This window comes from Herbaspirillum sp. SJZ107, assembly GCF_006715485.1.
Classification (GTDB): domain Bacteria; phylum Pseudomonadota; class Gammaproteobacteria; order Burkholderiales; family Burkholderiaceae_D; genus Telluria.
In genome coordinates this window covers 66928-91941 of the sequence record NZ_VFNH01000002.1, presented here as the reverse complement: position 1 = coordinate 91941, position 25014 = coordinate 66928, and the positions used below count along the sequence as shown (strand labels likewise).

The 25014-nt window shown below is 66.9% G+C and carries 17 protein-coding genes; 5 read left to right on the top strand and 12 right to left on the bottom strand.

Going from position 1 to position 25014, the window contains the following annotated elements; genetic code table 11:
• Positions 1-20: 20 nt before the first annotated feature.
• The gene (locus FBX97_RS10115) at positions 21-584 is read left to right on the top strand and encodes a YfbM family protein (RefSeq protein ID WP_185748553.1); all 564 of its coding nucleotides are present in this window, start codon (positions 21-23) and stop codon (positions 582-584) included.
• 126 nt (positions 585-710) lie between these two features.
• Complete coding sequence (locus FBX97_RS10110) at positions 711-2954, top strand: glycosyltransferase (RefSeq protein ID WP_141831216.1); 2244 nt, start codon at positions 711-713, stop codon at positions 2952-2954.
• 21 nt (positions 2955-2975) lie between these two features.
• Here the strand turns inward: FBX97_RS10110 and FBX97_RS10105 are convergent, their stop codons facing one another.
• On the bottom strand, positions 2976-3857 hold the full coding sequence (locus tag FBX97_RS10105) for a LysR family transcriptional regulator (RefSeq protein ID WP_141831214.1): 882 nt from the start codon (positions 3855-3857) through the stop codon (positions 2976-2978).
• Positions 3858-4063: 206 nt separating this feature from the next.
• Here FBX97_RS10105 and FBX97_RS10100 point away from each other — a divergent pair, with 206 nt between their 5' ends.
• Positions 4064-5164 (top strand): NADH:flavin oxidoreductase/NADH oxidase, encoded by a 1101-nt coding sequence (locus tag FBX97_RS10100; protein ID WP_141831212.1) that lies wholly within the window; start codon positions 4064-4066, stop codon positions 5162-5164.
• Positions 5165-5176: 12 nt separating this feature from the next.
• Here the strand turns inward: FBX97_RS10100 and FBX97_RS10095 are convergent, their stop codons facing one another.
• On the bottom strand, positions 5177-7117 hold the full coding sequence (locus FBX97_RS10095) for a family 43 glycosylhydrolase (protein ID WP_141831210.1): 1941 nt from the start codon (positions 7115-7117) through the stop codon (positions 5177-5179).
• Between the two features lie 84 nt (positions 7118-7201).
• Positions 7202-8692, bottom strand: coding sequence for an APC family permease (locus FBX97_RS10090; protein WP_141831208.1), 1491 nt, complete (start codon positions 8690-8692; stop codon positions 7202-7204).
• Between the two features lie 168 nt (positions 8693-8860).
• Between FBX97_RS10090 and FBX97_RS10085 the strand changes: the two genes are divergently transcribed.
• Together FBX97_RS10085 and FBX97_RS10080 are read left to right on the top strand one after the other, a co-directional pair.
• Positions 8861-9352 carry an Rrf2 family transcriptional regulator gene (locus FBX97_RS10085; RefSeq protein ID WP_141831206.1) on the top strand — a complete coding sequence of 164 codons (492 nt, stop codon included), beginning with the start codon at positions 8861-8863 and terminating at the stop codon, positions 9350-9352.
• Between the two features lie 87 nt (positions 9353-9439).
• Complete coding sequence (locus FBX97_RS10080) at positions 9440-10648, top strand: globin domain-containing protein (RefSeq protein ID WP_141831204.1); 1209 nt, start codon at positions 9440-9442, stop codon at positions 10646-10648.
• A 46-nt stretch (positions 10649-10694) separates the two neighbouring features.
• Here FBX97_RS10080 and FBX97_RS10075 read toward each other — a convergent pair whose 3' ends face one another.
• The 9 genes from FBX97_RS10075 to FBX97_RS10035 all read right to left on the bottom strand — a co-directional run bounded on the left by FBX97_RS10075 (position 10695) and on the right by FBX97_RS10035 (position 25006).
• On the bottom strand, positions 10695-11810 hold the full coding sequence (locus FBX97_RS10075) for an NADH:flavin oxidoreductase/NADH oxidase (RefSeq protein WP_141831202.1): 1116 nt from the start codon (positions 11808-11810) through the stop codon (positions 10695-10697).
• A gap of 63 nt (positions 11811-11873) precedes the next feature.
• A complete protein-coding gene (locus tag FBX97_RS10070) occupies positions 11874-12872 on the bottom strand; it encodes a succinylglutamate desuccinylase (protein WP_141831200.1) in 999 nt (332 codons plus the stop codon).
• 3 nt (positions 12873-12875) lie between these two features.
• A complete protein-coding gene (locus FBX97_RS10065) occupies positions 12876-17594 on the bottom strand; it encodes an NAD-glutamate dehydrogenase domain-containing protein (protein ID WP_141831198.1) in 4719 nt (1572 codons plus the stop codon).
• 144 nt (positions 17595-17738) lie between these two features.
• Complete coding sequence (gene astB / locus FBX97_RS10060; RefSeq protein ID WP_141831196.1) at positions 17739-19082, bottom strand: N-succinylarginine dihydrolase; 1344 nt, start codon at positions 19080-19082, stop codon at positions 17739-17741.
• Positions 19082-20560, bottom strand: a complete 1479-nt coding sequence (gene astD / locus FBX97_RS10055) for a succinylglutamate-semialdehyde dehydrogenase (RefSeq protein ID WP_141831194.1) — start codon at positions 20558-20560, stop codon at positions 19082-19084. Before astD ends, astB begins: the two co-directional genes overlap by 1 nt.
• Positions 20553-21587: an arginine N-succinyltransferase gene (gene astA / locus FBX97_RS10050; RefSeq protein WP_141831192.1), complete on the bottom strand. Its 1035-nt coding sequence runs from the start codon at positions 21585-21587 to the stop codon at positions 20553-20555. The genes astD and astA overlap by 8 nt, the downstream gene beginning before the upstream one ends.
• A 13-nt stretch (positions 21588-21600) precedes the next feature.
• Positions 21601-22641: an arginine N-succinyltransferase gene (locus tag FBX97_RS10045; RefSeq protein ID WP_141831191.1), complete on the bottom strand. Its 1041-nt coding sequence runs from the start codon at positions 22639-22641 to the stop codon at positions 21601-21603.
• 51 nt (positions 22642-22692) lie between these two features.
• Positions 22693-23934 carry an acetylornithine/succinylornithine family transaminase gene (gene astC / locus FBX97_RS10040; protein ID WP_141831189.1) on the bottom strand — a complete coding sequence of 414 codons (1242 nt, stop codon included), beginning with the start codon at positions 23932-23934 and terminating at the stop codon, positions 22693-22695.
• A 130-nt stretch (positions 23935-24064) separates the two neighbouring features.
• Positions 24065-25006, bottom strand: a complete 942-nt coding sequence (locus FBX97_RS10035; protein ID WP_141831187.1) for a GlxA family transcriptional regulator — start codon at positions 25004-25006, stop codon at positions 24065-24067.
• Between the last annotated feature and the right edge of the window lie 8 nt (positions 25007-25014).

The following is a 25014-nucleotide window of genomic DNA, read 5'->3' as shown; positions in this document are numbered from 1 at the left end:
GCTCAACCAAGGAAAACACAATGGGCATGACCCTGACCCTCTACAGCATCGGCGAACAGCACGCCGATGCGATCATCGCCAACCCGCCACTTGCCTGGAAAGTGCTTGCCTATGACGATCCCGAGTGGGCCGAAGAAACCATGGCAAACGCCGGTGTATCCACCAATGAAGCGGCAAGCTTGCAACTGGACGAGGGGGACGTCGCCGAGACGGACCTGGACAAGGCGTGGCACGGCATCCACTACCTGCTGACCGGCACCGCTTGGGGTGGCGAGGCGCCGTACAACTTCCTGCTGGAGGGCGGGGTCCTGCTGGGCGACGAGGATGACACGTCGGAGCCGGCACCACGCCTGTTGCGCAAGGACGAGGTTGAGGCCATCCACCACGCGCTGGCCGCACTGACTGCCGATACCCTGCGCGAGCGTTTCGACCCGGAAGCGATGCAGAAGCTGGATATCTATCCGAATATCTGGGACCGCGGAGAAGAAGAGCTCGATTACTGCCTGCATTACTTCGGCGAACTGCAGGATTTCATGGAAAATGCAGCACGCCATCAGCGCGCGATCCTGATTTTCATCGGCTGAGTGCTACTCCCTTAGCCTTAACGCTCGTCAAGTGATTCCACGTACAGCGGCAGACACCGGCCCGGCGTCACCATGACCAGCACTTCTCAATCATTCAGGGTTCATATGTCGAACGCAGGACCGTTTTTGACTTACTGGCAGTCTGGCTACGAAGGTGCCGACCATATCAACCATGACAGCATCCGTCTGGACATGAACAATGCCAACGGCCATCAGCAGCGCGCCCTGGAAGATTACCGGCTCCTGAAACAGTTCGGCATCCGTACGGTCCGCGAATCGATTGGATGGCGCCTGGTCGAACAGGATGGCCAATTCGATTTTTCCATCATCGAAGCCCGGGTGCAGGCGGCGCAGGAACTGGGCATCCAGATCTGCTGGACCCTGCTGCACTATGGCTGGCCCGAGGACCTGGATGTCTATGGCGATGAATTCGTGCCGCGCTTCGTACGCTATTGCCGCGCGGTGGCCGAATTCCTGAAACCCTTCGGCGGTCCCGCCCCGGTGTTCTCGCCGGTGAACGAAATTTCTTTCACCAGCTGGGGCATGTCGGTGGGCATGTTCCGCCACTCGAACATGGCATACGAGCACGCCAGGCGCGATGCCAAGCGGCAATTGGTGAAGGCGGCCATCGCCGGCTGCGACGCCATCTGGGACATCATCCCGGGCGCCCGCATGCTGCATTGCGACCCGCTGGTGCACATCATCGCCCACGACAACGATCCCGCCTCCCACCTGCATGCCGAGGCCATGCGCGAAGCGCAGTTCGAAGCCTTCGACATGCTGGCCGGCCGCCGCGATCCGGAACTCGGCGGCGCGCCGCGCTATCTGGATTTGATGGGCGTGAATTACTACGATACGAACCAGTGGGAAGCCGCCACCGGCCACCGGCTGTGGTGGCATCTCGACGATGCGCGCCGCAAGCCGCTGTACCAGATGCTGGTGGAGGTACATGAACGGTATGGCCGCCCCGTGCTGCTCGCGGAAACCGGCCATGTCGGCAGCGGCCGCGGCATCTGGATACGCGAAGTCGCCGAACAGGCCATGATGGCGCGCCACCGCGGCGCCGACATTGCCGGGATTTGCCTGTACCCGGGCATCGACCGGCCGGACTGGGTCAATCCGGACTACTGGCATCACAGCGGCATGTGGGACGTGGTGGCGCAAGCGGACGATCCGCAGGCGCGCGTCCTGGCGCCGGCCTACGCCCAGGGATTACGGCAGGCGCAGGCGCTGACCGAACACTTTTCGGATGCAGCGGCGATGCCCACCATCGTGGTGTTGTCCCACCTCCGCTGGCACGGCGCCAACACGCGGCCGCGCCACATACTCGGCAATATCGCGCGTCATTACAACGTCGTTTACATCGAGGAACCGGTTGCCGGCGCCGCCATCGACTATACGGAGATCAGCCATCCGGCACCGCGGGTCAGCGTCTACCGGCACCATACGTCAGGTACCGGCGAGGTCTCGTGGGCACTGGCCGAGCCCTTCGTGCTCGACCTGGTCAAGCAGCACGCGCACCCCATCGTCTGGCTGACGACGCCGATGGCGCTGCCGCTGGCGAAAGCGCTGGACCCGGGCCTGGTCGTGTACGACGCCATGACCGATCCTGCCGCGTCGGGCAATAGCGCGCAGCATTGGCCCGAGCGCGAAGCGGCCGTGCTGGCTGCCGCCGACCTCGTGTTCACCGGCAGTCCCGGCCTGCGCGACACCAAGGCCAGGAAGCATCAACAAGTCCATTATTTCGCCAACAGCGTCGACACGCTCCATTTCGAGCCGGCGCTGGACCGCAGCAACGGCCACCCCCTGCAGGCGGCGATCGGCGGCCCGCGCCTGGGCTTCTACGGCACGCTCGACGAGCATATCGACGGCGACCTGATTGCCGCCGTCGCGGATGCGCATCCGGAATGGCAGATCGTGCTGGTCGGTCCTGTCGTGCACCGTACGGAAGCCAGCCTGCCGCAACGCGCCAATATCCATTATCCGGGACCGCACACCTACCAGGCCTGGCCGCAGTTCCTGGTCGGATGGGATGTCTGCCTGATGCCCTACCTGACGGATCCCTCGCAGCCGCCGGCCAATCCGGCCAATGTCCTGGAATACATGGCGGCAGAACGGCCCGTGGTCAGCACGGCGATCCGCGACATGGGGGCGCTGTACGGCGAGGTCGTGGCAGTGGCCCGCGATGAGCACGCATTCATCGCCGCCTGCGAGGCTGCGCTCGCATCCTCGCAGGCGGAGCAGGACGCGCTGGCGCACAAGATGCGCGAGCTTGTCAGGCGGACGTCATGGATCGCCATGACGGACGACATGCATGCCCTGATCGCTTTGACACAACAGCGCCTGTCCGTGGCCGGCATGGCTGCGTAAGGCCGCCCAGCCGCGCCCGCGTCAGGCGCGGTTGCCCGTGCAGACCTGCCGGATCTGCGCCACCACCCGCTGCGCGCGCGCCGACAGCGGCCATTCGGCCCGGTGAATCAGCCATAACTGATCGACGACGGATGCCTCGCCGGCGACGACGCGGATCGCTTCCTGGCGCGCGAACGCCAGCCGCGCATGACGCGGCAACACCGTAAAACCCAGGCCGCGCGCCACCGGTTCCAGGATCAGGCCGATCTGGTTGATGAAGCCGTGGACCGGCAGCGCCCGCACGCCCGGATTGCCGGGAAACCAGCGGCTGAGCAGGCGCGTGGCCATCGCCTGGCCGTCGGGGTGGCCGATGAAGCCCAGGCGAGATAAATCGTCCCAGCCGGCCACCTGCGCGCCGGCGGGCACGATCAGTTCCAGCGGTTCCTCGATGAAGGGTTCGAACGCCAGCCGCGGATCGTCGGGTTTCAGGGTCACCAGGCCCAGCTCGTAGCTGCTCTGCAGCACGGCGTCGCGTGCTTCCGGGTCGGGCGCGAAGCGGTGCCGGATCACCAGTCCCGGATGCGCCTGCTGCAGGTCGAGCAGGATCGGATACAGGGCCAGGCCGATGCTGCCCGGCGTGATCAGGCTGACTTCGCCGGCGTCGGCCTCGGCATCGCTCAGGCGGGCGTGCAGCTGGCGTTCGGCCCCCTCCAGCTGGCCGCAGTAGTCGAGCAGTGCCCTGCCCGCCGGCGTCAGTTCGATCTGGCGCGGACGGCGGATCAGCAGCTGGCCGAGCGCTTCCTCGAGGTGGGCGATGTGCTGGCTCACCGCAGCCTGGGTCAGTGCGAGACGCTCGGCCGCGCGCGTAAAACTGCCGGTGTCGACGAGTGCAATGAAGCTGCGCAGCCATTGTGGATTCAGCATAAGCAGATTTTATGGAATCTATTAACTGGCATTAGTTTACATTATCGGCGGCGCGCCCTACGCTATCAGGATCGAACACGCCGCCGGATTGCGCTCTTTGGCCCTCGCCAGCAAGCTCGGCGCAATCCTTCTATACTTACCGGCCCGCCGCGGCGCAGACCGCGGCTTGACCTGTAATCCTCAATACGAAAGCTCAGTTACCTTCCATGTCAGCCCTGTTTACCCCCTTCAAGCTCAAAGACGTCACCCTCCGCAACCGTATCGCCGTCCCGCCGATGTGCCAGTACTCCGCCAACGACGGCTTCGTCAACGAATGGCACCAGGTCCACTACGCCGGCATCGCCCGCGGCGGCGCCGGCCTGGTGATCGTCGAAGCGACCGCCGTGTCGCCGGAAGGCCGCATCACCCCGGGTTGCGCCGGCCTGTGGAACGACGCCCAAGTCGAAGGCATGGCCAACATCGCCACCCGTATCAAGGCCGCCGGTGCCGTTCCCGGCATCCAGATCGGCCACGCCGGCCGCAAGGCCAGCGCCAACCGTCCGTGGGAAGGCGACGACCACATCCCGTCGGAAGACGCGTACGGCTGGGACACCATCGCCCCTTCGGCGATCGCCTACGGCCACGGCCTGCCGAAAGTCCCGAAAGAGATGACGCTGGACGACATCGCACGCGTGAAAGCCGACTTCGTGGCCGCCGCCAAGCGCGCGCTGGACGCCGGTTTCGAATGGCTGGAACTGCACTTTGCCCACGGCTACCTGGCCCAGAGCTTCTTCTCGAAGCACTCCAACAAGCGCACCGACCAGTACGGCGGCGACCTGGCCGGCCGTAGCCGTTTCCTGCTCGAGACCCTCGAAGCCGTGCGTGAAGTGTGGCCGAAGAACCTGCCGCTGACCGCCCGTTTCGGCGTCCTCGAATACGACGGCAACGACGAAGAAACCCTGGCCGAATCGATCGAACTGGTGCGCCAGATGCGCGAGCGCGGCCTGGACATGCTGAGCGTCAGCGTCGGCTTCACCATCGCCGAGACCAACATCCCCTGGGGTCCGGCCTTCCTGGGCGACATCGCCAAGCGCGTGCGCAACGAAGCCGGCCTGCCGGTCGCATCGGCCTGGGGCTTCGACGGCCCGCAACTGGCGGAAAATGCCGTCGCCAACGAGCAGCTGGACCTGGTGATGGTCGGCCGCGCGCACCTGGCCGATCCGCACTACCCGCTGCAGGCCGCCAAGGAACTCGGCGTGGACAAGCCGACCTGGGTCCTGCCGGCGCCGTACGCGCACTGGCTGGAACGCTACCGCATGGCGCGCTGATCCGGCGATCGCCTAAGGGGTGACATAAGGGGTGACAGCGCGGCCGTTCACGATCGGCTCGCCGCGGTCGCCCGGCTTGAACGGCGCCGCCAGCGGGTCCATCGGCTCGATGTTGCCGGCGCCGTCGAAGGTCATCCGTGCCAGCGCCGTCTGGCGCTGGTAGCCGCCGCCCTGCGGCAGCGCGTGGCGGTGGTAGGCCACGTACCAGCGGTCGGTGCCCGGCACATTCACCACGCTGTGGTGGGCAGTGCCCACCGCGGCACCGTGCTTCTGCAGCACGATGAAGTGATTGTCGGGCGAACGCACCGGCCCCAGCGGCGAATCGGCCAAACCCCAGCCGACCCGGTAATCCGGGCTCCTGGCATCGTCGATCGACCACATGAAGTAGTACCTCCCCCCACGCTTGAACACCACGATTCCCTCGCGGAACTGGGTCAAAGGGATGCCGGCCGGCGGCCCGTCCAGCGTCACCATGTCGGGCTTCAGCCTGACCACATTCGCGATTTTTCCGTTGCCGTAATAAAGATAAGCCTGGCCATCGTCGTCGATGAACGGATACGGATCGATGGTATTGGTCTGCACCCCGCTGCCCTTCTCGATCAGCGGCTTGCCCAGCGCATCCTTGAACGGACCGAGCGGGCTGCGTGCCGTGGCCACGCCGATGCGCTGGCCCGCGCAAAAGTAGAAATAGTATTGTCCGTTGCGGGCGATCGCATCCGGCGCCCAGGCTTCGATATTGGCCCACTTCAGGTCGTGGGCCACGTCCAGCACCATCTTTTCCTTCTTCCAGTCGACCAGGTTCCTGGAACTCCACACCGAAAAGTCGGTGGTCTGCCAGTCCGGCTTGTCCGAGGTCGGGTACACATAATACGTGTCGCCGAATACGCGGATCGACGGATCGGCCGTGAAGCCTTCCAGGATCGGCGGCGGCACCGGCTGCGGCGTGGCCGGTTTACCGTCCGCTTGGGCCGTCTCCAGATTCTTCGCCAGCCAGGGCGGCACCCACAGGACGGTGCCGTGGCGCTGGCCCTGCACCACTTTCACATCGAGCGAGACATCGGTCCAGCGCTTCCAGTCGGCGGTCTCGTAGACACCGTAATGGCCGGCCGAGTAAAAATCGACGAACAGGCGGGTCGTGTCGCCCTGGCGCAGCAGCGTCGGTCCTTCGGCGCGCTGGCCCTGCACCAGCGGCTGCGGCATCAAGGTGTACGGCCCCAGCACATCGTCGGCCACGGCCCAGCGCAGCGCGCCCCAGATCTTCTGCTGCTGCCGGTCGCCTTCCTTGAACACGGCGATCCATTGCTTGCCGACCTTGTTCAGCGTGGTGTCGATGTGGTCGAAGCCGGGGTCGAGCAGCAGCTGCGGCTTGCTGAAGCGCTGGAAATCGCGGGTGGTCACGTAATAGGTGCGGTGGTTCATCCGCTCGCTCGACGCCGTCTGCGGGAAGCGGCCCTCGATGTCGGACGACCAGGTGATCACGTACTGGCCGCCGGCGTCGTCGTACACGGTTTCCGGCGCCCAGGCGGTCCGGGTGCCCGGCACGTCCTCGAACAGCGGCAGGTATTTCTGTTCCGACCAGTTGACCAGGTCGGTGGACGAGGCGTAGCCGATGCCCTTGTCCTTCCAGCCGGTGGTCCAGACCAGGCGGAAGATGCCGTCCGGGCCGCGCAGCAGGTGCGGGTCGCGCATCAAGCCGCTGCCGAGGCCGGGTTTCAGGAAGATGCGGTCGAGGTCACGCCAGGTCTTGCCGTCGTCGCTGACGGCCAGGTGCAGGCCGTCGCCGCTGCCGCGGAAGGAAGTCATCAGCCAGGCGTCGGCCTGCCACTTGGGACGGGCCGCCTGCGGCTTGGCGGTGGTCGAGGCGCTGGATGGTATGGGCTGGGCGCAGGCCCCGCCGGACAGGCACAGCACGGGCACGGCGAGCGCCGTCAGGAACTGCAACAAGCTGGGCATGCTTCCTCCATGTGGATGGCGGAAGCATTATAGAAGCGGCACATCGGGCTGAGGGAGCGCAAGGGCGATCGCTCAGCCGGTTGATCAATGCGTCAGCTCGCCCTGGGAGGCAGTGCTGCGGTTCATGCGGCTGTTGCGGATGCCGTAGGCGAAATAGGTCAGGATCGCGATCGTCATCCAGATGCCGAATACGGTATAGGTCACACCCGACAGGTTCAGCACCAGATACAGGCAGGCTGCAATCGACAGGCCCGGCACCAGGTAGGGACCGAAAGGCACGCGAAACCCCTTGCGGCCGGTTTCGCCCTGCTTGTGGCGGATCACCGGCACAGCGATCGACACCACCATGAAGGCGACCAGCGTGCCCATGCTCACCATGTCCCACAGGAAGGTGGCGTCGACCAGGCCGGCGACGACGCCGACGACCAGGCACACGATCAGCGTGTTCGACACCGGCGACTGGGTGCGCGGGTTCACGGTCTGGAAGGTCTTCGGAATCAGGCCATCCTTGGCGATCGCGTACAGGATGCGCGTCTGGCCGTAGATCGTCACCAGGGTCACCGAGAACACCGAAATCACGGCGCCGCCCGACAGCACCAGCGCCGGCCAGGCTTTACCGGTCACGTTCTGCAGGATCACGGCGAGACCCGCTTCCTGGCCGGCGAACAGGTGGGCCGGCTGGGCGCCCATCGCGGCCACCGCCACCAGCATGTAGAACACGGTGACGACGATCAGCGCCGCCAGGATGCCGAGCGGGACGTCGCGCGTCGGGTTGCGGGTTTCCTCGCCGGCGGTGGCGATGGTATCGATGCCGATGAAGGAGAAGAACACGGTGCCCGCCGCCGCCGCGACGCCGGCCATGCCGCCAGGACCGTGTTTGTCCGCGGCCGCGTAGAACGGGTGGAAGTTGTTGATGTCGAAGCCGGTCAGCGCGATCGCCGCGAAGAACACCAGAATCGCCAGCTTGATCACGACCATGATCGCGTTCGTGGTCGCCGATTCCTTGGTGCCGCGCACGAGCAGTGTGCAGCACAGCAGCACCAGCAGGATGGGCGGCAGGTTGATATGGCCGGCGTGGAATTCCATGCCGTTCTTGCCGGAGACGATCATCGGCGAACGCAGCATCTCCGGGATATCCCAGCCGATCGCATTGTGCAGGAAGTTGTTCAGGTAATCGGACCAGCCGATGGCGGTCGCGCTGGCCGCGAGCCCGTACTCGAGCAACAGGCAGGCCGCCACCACGAAGGCGGCGAACTCGCCGACCGTGGCGTAGGCGAACGAGTAGGACGAGCCGGAGGCCGGCACGCGGTTGGCCAGTTCGGCGTAGCACAGCGCGGTCAGGCCGGCCGTGATCGCCGCAAACAGGAAGGACAGGATAACCGCCGGGCCGGCTTTCGGCACCGCCTCGACCATCGTGAAGAAAATACCGGTGCCGATGGTGGCGCCGACGCCGATCATGGTCAGCGGGAACAGGCCCAGGCTGCGGCCCAGACCGCCACCATGGCCAGGGGCGCCGTCGGCCGCCCGTTCGGCTGATTTGGTTCGTAACAGCTTCTGGGCCAATGTCTGCTTCACGGCGTGTCCTCTGGTCGCACTAATATATCTAGACAAGTTGACGTGCACGTCAACGCAAAGTCGCGATTATATGGCTATCTGCGATGCAAGAAAAAAATAGTTTCGGCAAATGTGCATTTGTAATGCAGGTTTAGGTAGAATCAAACCGTTTCCAACGAGCCCATCACGATGCGCCTGACACGATTTTCCGATATTGGCTTGCGCGTGCTGGTCTACCTGGAGCGCGCGGAAGACGCCGCCATTGCCCGCACCCAGCCGGTGACGGTGGCCGAGATCGCGACCCAGTTTGCCATCCCGCACAACCACCTCGTGAAAGTGGTTGCCGAGCTGGCAAAGATCGGCTGGGTCAAATCGACGCGTGGACGCAACGGCGGCCTGCGCCTGGCGGCCGACCCGGACACGCTGACCATCGGCCAGGTGCTGCGCAGGCTGGAAGGCGACGAGAACGACCTGGCCGACTGCGAAGGCACGGATTGCGCGCTGAAGATGGATTGCCAGCTGCGCGGCATGCTGCGCGCCGGCATGCGCGCCTTCTACGAAGCGATGGACCGCTACACGCTGTCCCAGGTCACGTCCGGCTCGACCGGCGAGCAGGTGATCAGGATGCACCGCATGTTCTGGGCTGGAAACGATGGCACGCCCCCGGCGGCCCCTGGCTGAGCCAGGTTGCTCGAAAGTAAGCGCTCGCCGTGCGGGCGTTTTTTTGAACTTTAAAGATGCATTTCAAATGCATATTAAGGATAGACCATGATCTCCGAAGCTTCCCGTCCCTATATCGACGCCAGCATCCCGGTCCTGCGCGAGCACGGCCTGGCGATCACCAGCCTGTTCTACGCGAACATGCTGGGCGCGCACCCCGAACTGACCCGCATCTTCAACATGGGCAACCAGGCGCGCGGGGCGCAGCAGCAATCGCTGGCGTCGGCGGTGTTCGCGTATGCGGCCAACATCGGCTCGCCGGAAGCCCTGGGTCCCGTGGTCCAGCGCATCGTGCACAAGCACGTCTCGGTCGGCATCCGCGCCGAGCACTACCCGATCGTCGGCAAGCACCTGCTGGAAGCGATCGCCGCCACGCTCGGCGACGCCGCCACCCCTGCCCTGCTGGACGCCTGGAAGGAAGCCTATACCTCGCTGGCCAGGCTGCTGATCGCCGCCGAAGCGGAGCTGTACAGCAGCGCCGGCATCGAACCGGGCGCGACCCGCCCGATGCGCGTGACGGAGGTCGTGCGCGAAAGCGCCAACGTGCTGTCGATCCGGTTCGAACCGGCGGACGGCAAGCCGCTGGCGGATTTCAAGCCGGGCCAGTACGTCAGCGTCGCGGTCGATTTCGCGGATGGCCGCCGCCAGCTGCGCCAGTACAGCCTGTCGGATCGTCCCGGTGTCGGCAGCTACCGGATCTCGGTGAAGCGCGAGGATGCCCTCACCGACACGCCGGGCGTCGCCACGCCGGCCGGCGAGATCTCGAACTGGCTGCACGCCAACGTGCAGGCGGGGACCATCCTGCAGGTGTCCCACCCCTTCGGCGAGTTCACGCCGGACACGGAAGGCGGCCAGCCGGTCGTGCTGCTGTCGGCCGGCGTCGGCATCACGCCGATGGTGTCGGCACTCAAGCGGATCGCCGAGGTGAATCCGCAGCGGCGCGTGATCTTCGCGCATGCGGCGCGCGATCCCGGCTCCCACGCGCTGGGCGCGGAAGTCGCTGCGCTGAAGGTGGCGATGCCGAATCTGTCGGTGCTGAATTTTTATGAGGACGTGCAGGGCGCGGCGGAGGCGGTCGAAGGCCGCATGGACGTGGCGCGGCTGCCGGCCTGGCCGCACGAGGAGGCCGACGTCTACCTGTGCGGCCCGCACAAGTTCATGCAGGCGCAGTGGCTGGCGCTGATCAATGCCGGCGTGCCGGTGGCGCGCCTGCATCGCGAGGTGTTCGGGCCGGAGCTGCTGGATCACCTGCTCTAGGCTGGCGACCGTTACCGAACCCGCTGTTCAATTCACCGAACCGTGATTAACGCTGGCCGAGTCGCGTATCGCCGAACAGGTTCTTGAACTCGTGCGGCTGCGAGCGCCAGTACTGCGGCGGCGCCGCCACCGACGCGCCCAGTTCGGCCGCCGCATGCCACGGCCAGCGCGGGTCGTACAGCATGGCGCGCGCCAGCGCCACCATGTCGGCCTGGCCGGTCTGGATGATGGTCTCGGCCTGCTTGGCTTCGGTGATCAGGCCCACGCCGACGGTCGGCATGGCGGTGGCCTGCTTGATGCGTGCCGCGAATTCGATCTGGTAGCCGGGACCGACCGGAATCTTCTGCTGCGGAGAGAGTCCCCCGCTCGACACGTGGATGAACTGGCAGCCCAGCTTTTCCAGTGCCTCGGCCAGCACGACGCTCTGCTCCACGTCCCAGCCGCCTTCGACCCAGTCGCTGGCCGAGATGCGCATGCCGACCACCATCTCCGGCGACACCGCCGCGCGGATCGCTTCGAACACCTCGAGCGGGAAGCGGATGCGGTTTTCGAGCGAACCGCCGTATTCGTCGGTGCGCCGGTTCGACAGCGGCGACAGGAACTGGTGCAGCAGGTAGCCGTGGGCACCGTGGATCTCGATCGCGTCCAGGCCGAGCGCATCGGCGCGGCGTGCCGCGGCGGCAAAGCTGTCCTTGATGCGCTGCAGGCCGGCGGCGTCGAGCGCCTCGGGCACGGTTTCGCCGTCGGCATGCGGGACGGCGGAGGGCGCCAGGGTCTGCCAGCCGTTGGCGTGGTCCGCCGGGATGTTGGCGCCGCCCAGCCACGGCACTTCGCTGGACGCCTTGCGGCCGGCGTGGCTCAGCTGGATGCCGACCTTGATCGGAGAATGCTTGCGGATCGCGTTGACGATCGGCTCCAGCGCGGCGGCGTGGTCGTCGGACCACAGCCCGAGGTCGCCGTAGGTGATGCGCCCTTCCGGCGTGACCGAGGTCGCCTCCAGGATCATGACCGCGGCGCCGGACAGCGCCAGATGGCCGAGGTGGATCATGTGCCAGTCGGTCGGCAGGCCGTCTTCGGCGGAATATTGGCACATCGGCGCGATGGCGATGCGGTTGGCCAGTTCGAGCTGGCCAATCTTGATCGGAGAAAACAGTTTGCTCATGGGTAGACGCTCCCCTGGGGTTCAAAGAGAGCCAGTCTAGCGCGCACGATTGAAACGTGCTTTCTACTTGACCCGAACCACCATGATCCCGGCCCGCAAACCGACCCGCACGTCCGGGTTGGGAAACACCACGCACTCCTCGTCGTGCTGCACCGTGTACACGGTATCGCCATCGGTGGCGATGACATCGCCCTTTTTCAGGGGCGTGAAATTCTCGGTCTCGCGCCCGAAGCTCATCCTGAAATTGTCGGACAGCTTGGTGATCGACTGCGCGGTGTCGAACACCAGCGGCGCCTTTCCACCGGATTGCGGCACCCCGCGCAGCAATCCGGCCAGTGCATCGGCGGCTTCACTGAACTGCGACAGGTCGTTCTGCCCCAGCGTGCCGATGCGCCCCAGCTCCACCGTGCTGGCGGCGGCGCCGTGCTGCTCGGCGCTCCAGTAGCTGTAGGTGCCGGCCGATGCGGGATTCATGATGACGGCCTCGATACCGGCCAGGCCGAGCCAGGCAATCAGTTCGGTCCGCGCTTCTTCCGCGATCAGCTGCGGCACGATCGCGAACTTCGGGTAGCGCGAGCCGCGGATCGCGGTGTGCAGGTCGAGGTGCCAGCGGCGCGGCCCGGTACCCTCGAAAAAGTCGCGGGTGGCGGCGATGATGGTGTCGGCGCGCCCGGCTTCGAAAGTGCCGGCCAGGTCGCCGCGCTGCAGGCGGAACATGCGATTCAGGTCGGCGTCGATGAAACGCTTGCCGACCGCGATGGCGTCGATGCTGCCGACGCACAGCATCAGGTCCACCGCCAGCGCGTCCGGCGTGCGCGACAGGGCATTGAGCGCGTGCGCGGCCATTTCGATCGGCCCGGTCTCGTCGCCGTGCACGCCGACCGACAGCAGCACGCTTGGGCGCGTGGGATCGAGGACCGCCGATTTCACGCTCAGGATACCCTTGGCGGGCAGCCCGACCCTGAAACCGGCTTGCTGAAAGCGTGCCGCCACCTCGCCGAAATCGGCCCGGGCCAGCGCCCGGACCGCTTCCGGCAGCGTATTGAAAGACGCTGCGCTCATCGCTTACGCCGCCAGCCGTTCCGGGCTGCTGCCTTCCGACAGCGACCAGACGTCCAGCATCGCCTGTTCCAGGTCGGTCGGCTGGGCCTGGCCGCCCAGGCCCATCGCCGCGGTCAGCTCGTGCACTGCGGCCTGCATGTCGCCGCCCTGCTTGGCCCGTTCCAGCACCTGCAGCAGCATGCGCTGCTGGGTGCGGCGCAGGGCTTGCAGCGCGTAGTTGCGCAGCTGTTCCTGCGACTTGCTGGTGGCCGGCAGCTTCAGGCCGCGCTCCAGCACGTCGAGGCCGGCGGCGCCGCGCAGCAGCAGGCCGACGTGCAGGAACTCGGCCAGCGACAGGCCTTGCGGACGCTGCACCGAGACCGCGGCGAACAGGAAGGCAGCCAGCGCCTCCACCGTGTCGACCGCCTTCCAGGCTTGCGCAAACGAAGGCGGCAGGCCCGCATGGCTGTCGGCATCCAGCTTGGCCGGGACCAGCTGGCGCAGCTGTTCCGGGGTGGCGAACAGCTTGGACAGCTCGTCCATGCCGCCGGCGCCGGCCTGCTCCGCCGGCAGCGACAGCACGCCTTCGATCACGGTGCGCAGCATCACGCGGGTGCGGGCGTCGACCGCCTGCGAGACGTCGCGCGGCACGTTCAGGGCGTCGTTGTCGAGTGCCTCGAACACCGGCGCCAGGTGCAGCGCGGCCCAGGCCTGGCCCCAGGCTTTCACGACTTCCGCATCGTCGATGCGGTGCTCGAGCGCCAGGTCGCGCAGCATCAGCGGGCCGCAGCGGTTGACCGCTTCGTTGGCCAGCACGGTCGCCAGGATGGCGTTGGCCAGCGGGTGCGCCAGCGGATCGCGGGTGGCGACCAGCTGTTTCGGGAAGTACGGACGCAGGATGGTCTCGGCCCACGGCTGCGCCGTCAGCGGCAGGGCCGCCAGGGTGCGCTTGAAGCGGTTCTTGACGTTGGCGACCACCACCGCCAGTTCCGGCGTGGTGAGGCCCTGGCCGAGCGCCTTGCGGCGGGCAAGCTCGGTCTCGCTCGGCAGCTGTTCCAGCTCGCGCGAGACGGCACCCTCGGCTTCCAGGCTGGCGATCAGGGCCGCATAGCCGTCCACCACCGCGGGGCTGGACTGGGCCTGGGCTTCGCGCACCAGCAGGTGGGTCTGCAGCGTGTTGTCGCGCAGGACCAGGTGCTCGATGTCGCCGGTCATTTCGTTGAGGATGCGGTTGCGGTCCGCTTCCGGCAGCTGGCCGGCGTTGACTTCGGTGTCGAGCCAGATCTTGACGTTGACTTCGTGGTCCGAGCAATCCACGCCGGCCGAGTTGTCGATCGCATCGGTGAAGATGCGGCCGCCGGCCAGGGCGAATTCGATGCGGCCGGCCTGGGTCGCGCCCAGGTTGCCGCCTTCGGCCACGACCTTCACGCGCAGCTCGTTGCCGTTGACGCGGATGTTGTCGTTGGCGCGGTCCTTCACCTGCGCATGGGTCTCGGCCGACGACTTGATGTAGGTACCGATGCCGCCGTTGTAGAACAGGTCGACCGGCGCCAGCAGGATGCGGTGCATCAGCTCTTCCGGACTCAGGCTGGTTGCCTCGATGTCGAGGGCCGCGCGCACCTGCGGCGACAGCTCGATGTGGCGCGCGGTGCGCGGGAACACGCCGCCGCCTTCCGAGATCAGGTTCTTGTCATAGTCTTCCCACGAGGAACGCGGCAGCGCGAACATGCGCTGGCGTTCGTTGAAGGAGACGATGACGTCCGGGTTCGGGTCCAGGAAGATGTGGCGGTGGTCGAACGCCGCCAGCACTTTCAATTGGCGCGACAGCAGCACGCCGTTGCCGAACACGTCGCCCGACATGTCGCCCACGCCGACCATGGTCACCGGGGTGGTGTTCATGTCGTGGCCCATCTCGTAGAAGTGGCGCTTGACGGCCTCGAAGGCGCCCTTGGCCGTGATGCCCATCTTCTTGTGGTCGTAGCCGTTGGAGCCGCCCGAGGCAAAGGCGTCGCCCAGCCAGAAGCCGCGCGAGACGGCGATGCTGTTGGCGATGTCGGAGAAGGTCGCGGTGCCCTTGTCGGCGGCCACCACCAGGTACGGATCGTCCTGGTCGTAGCGCACGGTGTCGGAAGGCGGCACGATGTCGCCGCGCACGCGGTTGTCGGTCACTTCCAGCAGGCTGGCGATGAACAGGCGGTAGACGGCTTCGCCTTCCGCCGCCACCACCTCACGGGCGGCATCCTTCGGCATCTGCTTGCAGACGAAGCCGCCCTTGGAACCGGCCGGCACGATGACCGCGTTCTTGACCATCTGCGCCTTCACCAGGCCCAGCACCTCGGTGCGGTAGTCTTCCATGCGGTCCGACCAGCGCAGGCCGCCGCGGGCGACCGGACCGCCGCGCAGGTGCACGCCTTCGAAGCGGCGCGAGAACACGTAGATTTCGCGGAACGGACGCGGTTCCGGCACCAGCGCCAGGTTGCTGGTGTCGAACTTGAAGATGATTTTTTCACCGTCGTTCTGGAAGTAGTTGGTGCGTACCGTCGCCATCACCAGGTCGACCAGTGCCGCCATGATTTCCTCGGTATCGGCGTGGTTGACCGCGGCCAGGCCGGCTTTCAGCTCGGCCAGCTTGACGGCCGCGGCGTCGCGTTCCTCGGCGCTCAAGGCCGGGTTGAAGCGCTGGGTAAAACCGTCGACCAGCCCCTTGACCAGGCCGGCGCGCAGGCGCAGGGTTTCGGCCATGTAGCGGGTCGAGAACTTGCTGCCGGCCTGGCGCCAGTAGCTGATGTAGGCGCGGACCAGCTGCACTTCGCGCAGCGACAGGCCGCCTTCGATGGCCAGGCCGTTCAGGCGGCCGTCTTCGGCCGAATCGTTGAACAGGGCCGCGAACAGTTCCTCGGCGACGTCGGCGATGCCCGGCTGCGCCAGCTTGGCGGCGGATTCCGCGTCGACGATCAGGCTGGTGACGAAGTGGCGCGCACCGTCGTTGGTCGTGATGGCGAAGGCCTGCTCGCGGTCGATCGCGATGCCGGCGTTCTGCAGCGCCGGCAGGATGCGCGACAGCGAGGGCACGCTGCCGGTCGAGTACAGGCGGATCGACGCGCCACCGGCGGCCTGGCTCTCGATGCGCACCGACACGTGATCCGGCTGGCCGTTGTTCAGCAGCGCGCACAGGTCGCGGAAGGCGACTTCCGGATCGGTCGAGGCGACGTAGTTGACCGGCAGCGTCGGCATGATCTTGCGCAGCGCGTTGCGGGTCGGGACATCTTCGATGTCTTCGGTCAGCAGCGTGTAGCGGTCGTGCCAGCCGTCCAGCACCGACAGCAGCGGCTTCTGGATGTCGGTCTCGAGGTCGAGCGGATTGCGCGCGGCCTGGGCGATCAGGTAGACGCGGGCCAGCGGGCCGTCCGCCACCAGGGTCTGCGAGCGCACGTCGATCGCGCCCGAGCTGTCCTTCAGGGCCTGCGCCAGGGCGGCCACCACGGCGGCGCTGTAGCGCTCGCGCGGCAGGTAGACCAGCACGTTCAGGTGGCGCGCATACACGTCGCGCCGCGCAAAGACTTTCGCGCGCGGCTGCTTGTACAGCGAGACCACGGCGCTGCAGACCTGGGCCAGCCATTCCGGATCGGCTTCCAGCGCTTCGGTGCGCGGCAGCGATTCCAGGATCTCGATGAATTTCTCGGCGCGGAAGCCTTCCTGGCGCACGCCGGCGATGCCGAGCACCTTGGCCACGCGGCCGCGCGCGAACGGCAGGCGCGCCAGCGGGGTCGCGGTGGCGGCGCGGGTGAACAGGCCGACGAAGCAGTGCTCGCCGACGGTGTTGCCCTGGGTGTCGGTGGCGCGCACGCCGATGAAGTCGAGCGGCTGGTCGCGGTGCAGGGTGCCGGCCACGTCGGCCTTGACGATCGACAGCGTCTCTTCGCGGCGCGACAGGATCTCGAAGTCGCCCGGGATGTTCTTGAGGCAGGTGCCGTACACCGGGTGCGCCGTATCCTGCAGCACGCCGATGCGGCTCGGGATGTCGCGTTCCAGTTCGCGCACGCCCGGCTTGACGAAGTAATAAGCGTAGCCGAAGGGCTCGAAGCCTTCGTTCTTGGCCCACTCCAGGAAGGCGGCGACTTCCTGGCCCGAGGGCGTGCCCTGGTCGCTGGCGGCGGCGACGGCGGTCATGCGGTCGCGCATGGCGACGGCGTCGCGGTGCACCACGGCGGCGTCGCGCGCCACCATCTGCAGGCGCTCGACCAGCGCGTTCAGCTCGTCCGCCGGCAGGTCTTCGGCCAGCAGGCACAGCACATAGGATTCCAGCGGCGCGCCGGCTTCGCCGACGGCGGCGACGCTGCCGTTCGCATCGCGGCGGACCGGCAGCACGGCATTCATCACGCCAGAGGCGACCACGCGCTGGCGGCGCAGCGCCATCACGAAGGAATCGACCAGGTAGGGCATGTCCTCGTTCAGGATCAGCAGGGCGGTCGACATGCCGCAGCGCCCGTCGGTGTAGCGCATCCGGGCGATCTGGCAACCCGGCGTACTACGCTGCGACACCTGGGTGAAGCCATCCTGCAGGATGGCGGCCAGGCTGTCGGGAGCGACGCCGGCCAGGTCCTCGTCGTCGAGGGCGCCGAGCCAGGCGCTGATCAGCGCGCCGACCTGCCCGGCATCGCCTGCGGGGCTGTTTTCCGCACTTTTTTCGTTCACCAGGGCCAGCGTACGGGTACGCAGGTCCTGCGGCATGTCTTTGTTCATTTACATCTCCATTACGATTGTGTAGACCCGCACCGCTGCGGCTTGTGGCTGCGCGTTGCCGGGCTTTTATTCGAGCGGGGTTGTCCCGTCCAGATGCCAATTAAAACATGCCCCCATGCTGCCGGGGCGGTGCTGCTGAATCTCTTACGACAGGTCGTACAGGCCCGGCAAGCCGAGGATGCCTTCCAGCGCCTCCAGCGCCTGCGCGCACTCCAGCGCCAGCTGCGGGTCGGCCAGGTCCTTCGGCTCGAGGCGGTCGCGGTAGTGGCGCTCGACCCAGGGCACCAGGCGCGCATACAGGTCCTCGGTCATGATCACGCCCTGGTGCATGGCGGCCGCCTCGGCGTCGGTCAGGCTGACGCGCAGGCGCAGGCAGGCCGGCCCGCCGCCGTTGCGCATGCTCTGGCGCAGGTCGAATTCGATCAGCTCGTCGATCACGCCGCCGCCGCCGACCAGGCCGTCCAGGTAGCGCGCCACGCTGGCGTTCTCGCGGCATTCGTGCGGCACCACCAGCGCCATGCGGCCGTCCGGCTTGGACAGCAGCTGGCTGTTGAACAGGTAGCTCGCCACGGCGTCGGCCAGCGGCACCACGCCGCTGTCCACCCGCACCGCATGCAGGTCGGTGTCGACATTCGCCAGTGCGCGGCGCAAGGCATCCAGCGTGGCCGCTTCGTCGGCAAAGGCCTGCTCGTGGTAGAACAACACGTTGCCGTTGCCGACCGCGATCACGTCGTTGTGGAACACGCCCTGGTCGATCACGTCCGGGTTCTGCGAGGCGAACACGGTGCGCGCCGGGTCGAGGCCGTGCAGGCGCGCGATCGCCTGCGAGGCTTCCAGGGTCTGGCGTGCCGGGTATTTTTTCGGACTCGGTGCGGACGGGTCGAACTCGACGCGGCCATACACGAAGAACTCGACGCCGGCGGCGCCGTGGGCACTGGCAAAGCGCGTGTGGTTGGCGGCCCCCTCGTCACCGAAAGCGGGTGTGGAAGGCAGCGGATCGTGCACCACGAAGCGCTCTGGGTCGGCGAACAGCGCGCGCAGCGTGCGGGTCGACTGGATGTGTTCTTCCGCGCGGTGCAGCTTGTTGTTCAGGTTGGCGGCGGTGAAATGCACGCGGCCGTCCGCGCTGTCGGCGGAGGGGCTGACGGTGGCGGCATTGGCGGTCCACATCGGCGAGGCCGAATAGGCGCAGGCCAGGATCACCGGCGCTTCGCGCCAGGCGTGGGCCAGCACGTCGGCGTCGCTCCCGGAAAAGCCGAGCTGGCGCAGCAGGCGGAAGTTCGGACGCGCCTGCGGCGGCAGCACCGCCTGGGCGAAGCCGCGCGCGGCCAGTGCCCGCATCTTGGCCAGCCCCTGCAGGGCGGCCTGGCGCGGATTCGACGCGCTCTTGACGTTGTTGAAGGAGGCGACGTTGCCGAACGAGAGGCCGGCATAGTTGTGCGATGGGCCGACCAGGCCATCGAAGTTGAATTCGCGGGCGTTGTACATTAGAAGCTGAGTCCCGGGGAGAGTTTGGCCGGCATCTCGAGCGCGGCGTTTTCGATCGAGGCGACCGGGTAGGCGCAGTAATCGGCGGCGTAGTAGGCGCTCGGGCGGTGGTTGCCCGACTTGCCGACGCCGCCGAACGGGGCCGAGCTGGCCGCGCCGGTGGTCGGACGGTTCCAGTTGACCACGCCGGCGCGCGCCTTGACGGCGAAGCGCTTCCACAGGTCTTCGGACGGCGACAGCAGCGCCGCGGCCAGGCCGAACTGGGTGGCGTTGGCAGCTTTTATCGCGGTATCGAAGTCGCTCACGCGGATCACCTGCAGCAGCGGGCCGAACCACTCCTCGTCCGGGATGCCTTGCGCATCGGTGACGTCGACGATACCGGCGCTCACAAACCCGGCGTTCGGATCCGGCTGGCGCATGCGCAGCAGGACCTTGCCGCCCTTCTCCTCCATCATCGACTGCGCTTCGACCAGGCGCGCAGCCACTGCGCTCGAGACGACCGGGCCCATGAAGGGCTGCGGATCGGCGTTCGACGGCCCCACTGCCAGCTTGCCGGCCACCTCGACCAGGCGCTCGATGAAAGCCTGGCCTGCCGGCGTGTCCTGCACCACCAGGCGGCGCGCGCAGGTGCAGCGCTGGCCGGCCGAGATAAAGGCCGACATCACAGTGTGGTGCACGGCGGCGTCCACGTCCTTGTCGTTGCCACCGAGATCCCAGACGACGAGCGGGTTGTTGCCGCCCATTTCCAGCGCCAGCATCTTGCCCGGCTGGCCGCCGAACTGCTTGTGCAGCGCAGCGCCGGTCTGGCTGCTGCCGGTGAACAGCACGCCGTCGACGTCGGCCTGGCCCAGGGCGATGCCGGTATCGCGGCCGCCGTTGACCAGGTTTAGCACGCCCTGCGGCAGGCCGGCTTCGATCCAGAGTTCCACCGTGCGCACGGCCGTGCGCGGCGCGTATTCGCTGGGCTTGAACACCAGCGTGTTGCCGGCGATCAGGGCCGGCACGATGTGGCCGTTCGGCAGGTGGCCGGGGAAGTTGTACGGGCCGAACACGGCGAACACGCCGTGCGGACGATGGCGCAGCACGGCGTCGCCGTCGGCCACCTTGGCACTGGTTTCGCCGGTGCGCGCCGCGTGCGACTGGACCGAGATGTCGACCTTGTTGGCCATGGTCGTCACTTCGGTACGCGCTTCCCACAGCGGCTTGCCGACTTCCTCGGCGATGATCGCGGCCAGGTCATCGTTGTGCTCTTTCAGCAGGTCGCGGAAGCGCTGGCAGATCGCGATGCGCTCCTGCAGCGGGCGCAGCGCCCAGTCTTCGAAGGCGTCGTGCGCGGCCTGCACGGCGCGCGCCACGTCTTCGCTCGTGGACGCATTGCTGGTCCAGGTCCGGGCGCCGGTGGAAGGATCGACGGTGACCAGCTCGGGACCACTACCTGAGACCCATTCGCCGTTGATGTAGTTCGACAGATTAGCCATGTACGTTCTTCCTTACATTGAGTGACAGCGTGCGCACCGGGTCGCCCGCCTGGCAATGCAGCAGTTGCAGTTCGCGTGCCGACAGCGACACCTGGGTGCCGCCGGCGCAGGCTTGCGTCAGGATCATGCGGAAATCGTCGATGCGGGTGTTCGACACCAGCGTGACGTCGCATTCGCCTTCCGGCTGGCCTTCGTCGGCCACGGTCAGCACGCTGTCGCGCACCGCGCGCAGCTCGGTCACGCGGCCCTGCAGGACGGGGCCGGCATCGAAGATGTCGACGTAGCCTTCGTAGTGCATGCCCTCCTGCTCCAGCAGCCTGCGCGCCGGCTGGGTCGAGCGGTGCACCTGGCCGATGACTTGCTGGGCGTCGTCCGGCAGGTAGGCCACGTACAGGGGCTGGCGTGGCATCAGCTCGGCGATGAAGGACTTCTTGCCGATCGCGGTCAGGCCGTCGACGTGGTTGAAATCCATCTTGAAGAAATGGCGGCCCAGGCCTTCGTAGAACGGCGAGGTGCCGTCCTCGGCCTGGTAGCCGCGCATCTCGGCGATGATCTTTTCGGTGAACAGGTGCTGGAACTGGGCGATGAACAGGAAGCGGCTTTTCGACAGCCACTTGCCGTTCGAGCCGGTGCGGTATTCCGGCATCAGGAACAGCGAGCACAGCTCGGTCGACCCGGTGAGGTCGTTCGACAGGTACAGGGTGTCCATGCGCGTGAACACGTTCAGTTCGCGGCTGTGGTGCACCAGGGTGCCGATGCGGTAGTTGTAGAACGGTTCCGTGAGGCCGACCGCGGCCTTGATCGCACAGACGCCGGCCAGACGGCCGCCGGCGGTGTCTTCCATCACGAACATGTAGTCGCGTTCTTCCGGCGGAATGGTCTGGGCGAACGAGGCCACCGCGATGTTCACGCGTTCGCCCAGCATGGCACGGTCCGGCTTCAGGGTGGTCATTCCGCTGCCGACCTGGCGCGCCATCTCGATCAGGGGGTCGATGTCGTCCAGGGTGATTGCGCGTATTACGAGCATGGTTGGAGTTCCTTCAGATGCGCACGCAGATGACGTTGTCGCCCGGCGCCACGCCGAGCGCCTGCTGGGCCCAGGCCGGCAGGCACAGGGCATCGAAGCTTTCGGCCGGCGCGCAGGGCACGACGATGGCGCGGAAGTTGCGCTCGCTGCTGGCCACGGCGTAGGTGACCATCGTGTCCAGCTGGGCCGGCGCGGCGGGTCCGCGCGCCGGAGCCACCACGCGCCGCACCATGGCGCCCGAAAACGAGCGCAGCGCGTTCTTGTGGGCTTGCAGGATCGGGCCGCCGTCGAAGATGTCGATGTATTCGTCGGCCTCGAAGCCTTCTTCGGTGAGCAGGTCGAACGCCAGTTCGCCGTCCGGATGGATCTGGCCCATGGCCGCCTGCGCCGGTCCGGGCAGCAGCGGCACGTAGACCGGATAATGCGGCATCAGCTCGACGATCAGGGTGCGGTTGCGGGCACCGCCGATGGTGCGTTCGGCGTCCAGGAAATCCATCTTGAAGAACTTGCGTCCCAGGGCGTCCCAGAACGGCGACTGGCCTTCGTCGTCGGTGACGCCGGCCAGCGGCACGAAGAAACGGTCGCCGAAGCGGTGCGGCGCCAGCACCGCGTAGAGCAGCCTGGCGCGCGACAGCAGGGCCGCTTCCTGGCCGGCGCTGTCGCGGTGGCGGATGGTGAAGCCGGACAGCTGCGAATACGCGGTGAGTTCCGAGCACAGGGTCAGCGCGTGCACGCTGTGGCTGATGTTCAGGTCGCGCGAGACCTGCTGGATCACGTCGTTGCGGAAGGCGAAATACGTGCCGTTGGAGCCGGCCGAGGCGTGGATGGCGGCGGTGCCGACGAGTTCACGGGTCTCGATGTGCTCGAGCACGAACAGGTAGGTTTCTTCGCTGGGGATGTCGACGTGGGCCGCGAACGAGGCGCACGAGCGCTCGATCAGCGCCGCGATCTTCTCGCGCGTGCGCGGCAGGGTATGCACTCCCGGCATGGAGTCCGCGAGCAGGGCCTCGAGGGCGCCGGCATCCGCGGGTTCGACCGGACGGACAAGGTACATGGGGGCTCCCGAAAGCGCCTGGACTCGCGTCCAGGCAGGTGGCGATTTTTTTTAACCGGCCAGGAAAGCGTCGGCGGCCGCGCGCATGATGCGGTCGGCTTCCTCGATCTGGGCGTCGGACACGATCAGCGACGGCGCCAGGCGCACCACGTCGGGGCCCGCGATCAGCAGCATCAGGCCGAGCTTTTCGGCGACCTTGGTGTAGTCCTTGGAACGGCCTTTATAGGCGTCGGCCATCGGCAGGCCGATCAGCAGGCCCTTGCCGCGTGCCTTGCCGAACAGCTGCGGGTAGTCGGCGACCAGCTTGTCCAGGTTGGCGAACACCTTGGCCGAAGCGGCGCGCACGCGCTCGAGGAAGGCCGGCTGGTTGATCTGCTCGACCACCGCCAGTGCCACCGTGGTGGCCAGCGGGTTGCCGCCGTAGGTGGTGCCGTGCGAACCGACCGCAAAGTACTGGGCGATCTCGTTCGTGGTCAGCATGGCGCCGATCGGATAGCCGTTGCCCAGGGCCTTGGCCGAGGTCAGGATGTCCGGAGTCACGCCGGTGTTCATGTAGTCGTAGAAGGTGCCGGTGCGGCCGACGCCGGACTGCACTTCGTCGAACACCAGCAGGGCGCCGGTCTGGTCGCACAGCTCGCGCAGCGCTTTCAGGAAGGCCGGATCGCCCGGGATCACGCCACCCTCGCCCTGGATCGGTTCGACGATCACGGCGGCGACGTCGTCGGTGATCGCGGCGCGTGCCGACTCGATGTCGTTGTAGTTGATGTGGTCGATGCTCGGGGGCAGCGGCTCGAAGCCTTCGGTGTACTTCGACTGGCCGCCCACCGAGACGGTGAACAGGGTACGGCCGTGGAAGGACGAGTAGCACGACACGATGCGCGACTTGTGCGCGCCGAACTTGCCGTGGGCGTACTTGCGCGCTAGTTTCAGGGCGGCTTCGTTGGCTTCGGCGCCCGAGTTGGCGAAGAAGGCGCGTTCGGCGAAGGTGGCGTCGATCAGGGCCGAGGCCAGGCGCAGCACCGGCTCGTTGGTGTAGCCGTTACCGACGTGCCACAGCGTGTTGGCCTGGCGCGTCAGCGCTTCCACCACGACCGGGTTGCAGTGCCCGAGGCTGGAGACGGCGATGCCGGAGGTGAAGTCGAGGTAATGCTTGCCTTCCTGGTCCCACACGTCCAGGCCCGATGCGCGCACCGGCACCATCGCAGCCGGGGCGTAGGTCGGGACGAGGACCTCGTCGAAAGTCTGGCGCGTGACAGGCCGCGTGGTGACACCGGAATCGAGCTTGGCATTCATGACGTTGTTCCTCATCCAATTAAAGAGTCGCGCGAACTACAACAGCCGCGCCGAGCGTCCCATTATAGAAAGCCCATCCTTGCAGTTCTTTCCAATCTGCGACAGGCATTTTCATTTTTGGACGACGCCGCTATTCGCTCAGTTTGCGCTGGCGTTCTTCGCGGGGCGTATTGCCGAACAGGGCGCCGAAGGCGGTCGAGAAATGCGAGCCGGAGGAGAAGCCGCACATCAGGCCGACCTGCACGATCGAGGAGTTGGTGTCGCGCAGCAGCTGGCGCGCGCGTTTCAGGCGCAGTTCGAGGTAATAGCGCGACGGCAGGCTGCCGAGATATTGCTTGAACAGGCGTTCCAGCTGGCGCCGCGAGATGCCGACCAGTTGCGCGATCTCGTCGGTCGACAGCGGCTCCTCGATATTGGCCTCCATCAAGGTCACGGCCTCGGTCAGCTTCGGCTGCAGCGTGCCGAAACGCGCCTGCAAGGCCACCCGCTGGCGTTCTTCGGCGCCGCGCACGCGGTCGACGCACAGGATTTCCTTCACCTGGGCCTGGACCGTGGCGCCGAACAGGATGTCGACCAGGGTCAGGGCGAAGTCGAGGCTGGCGGCGCCGCCGCAGCAGGTCAGGCGCGCGCCGTCGATCTCGAACAGGTGCGGACTGAAGGTCGACTGGTCGGCGATGGCGTCGGCATCCGGGTAGAGCGACCACGGCAGCGCCGTGCGCGCGCCGTTCAGCACGCCCGTTTCAGCCAGCCACAGCACGCCGGCGCCGACGCCGCCCCAGCACGGCGCGCTGCGGCAGCGTTCAGCCAGCGCGCGCAGGTTGGCGGGGCGCAGGCCGGCTTCGGCTTCGTCGGCGACCAGCAGCACCAGTTGCCAGGGACGCAGCGATTCGCCGGCGAACTTGTCGGGACTGCGCACGTCGACGTGCAGGCGTTGCGGCCCTACCAGGCGGGCGGCCAGGCGCAGCGGCTGGATCAGGCCCGACCAGGTCAGCGAATCGGGCTCGCCGGCGTTCACCAGCAGCACGCGCAGCGGTGTCTCCTGCGCCAGGCGGGACAGTTCAGCGTGCTGCATTGACGTGG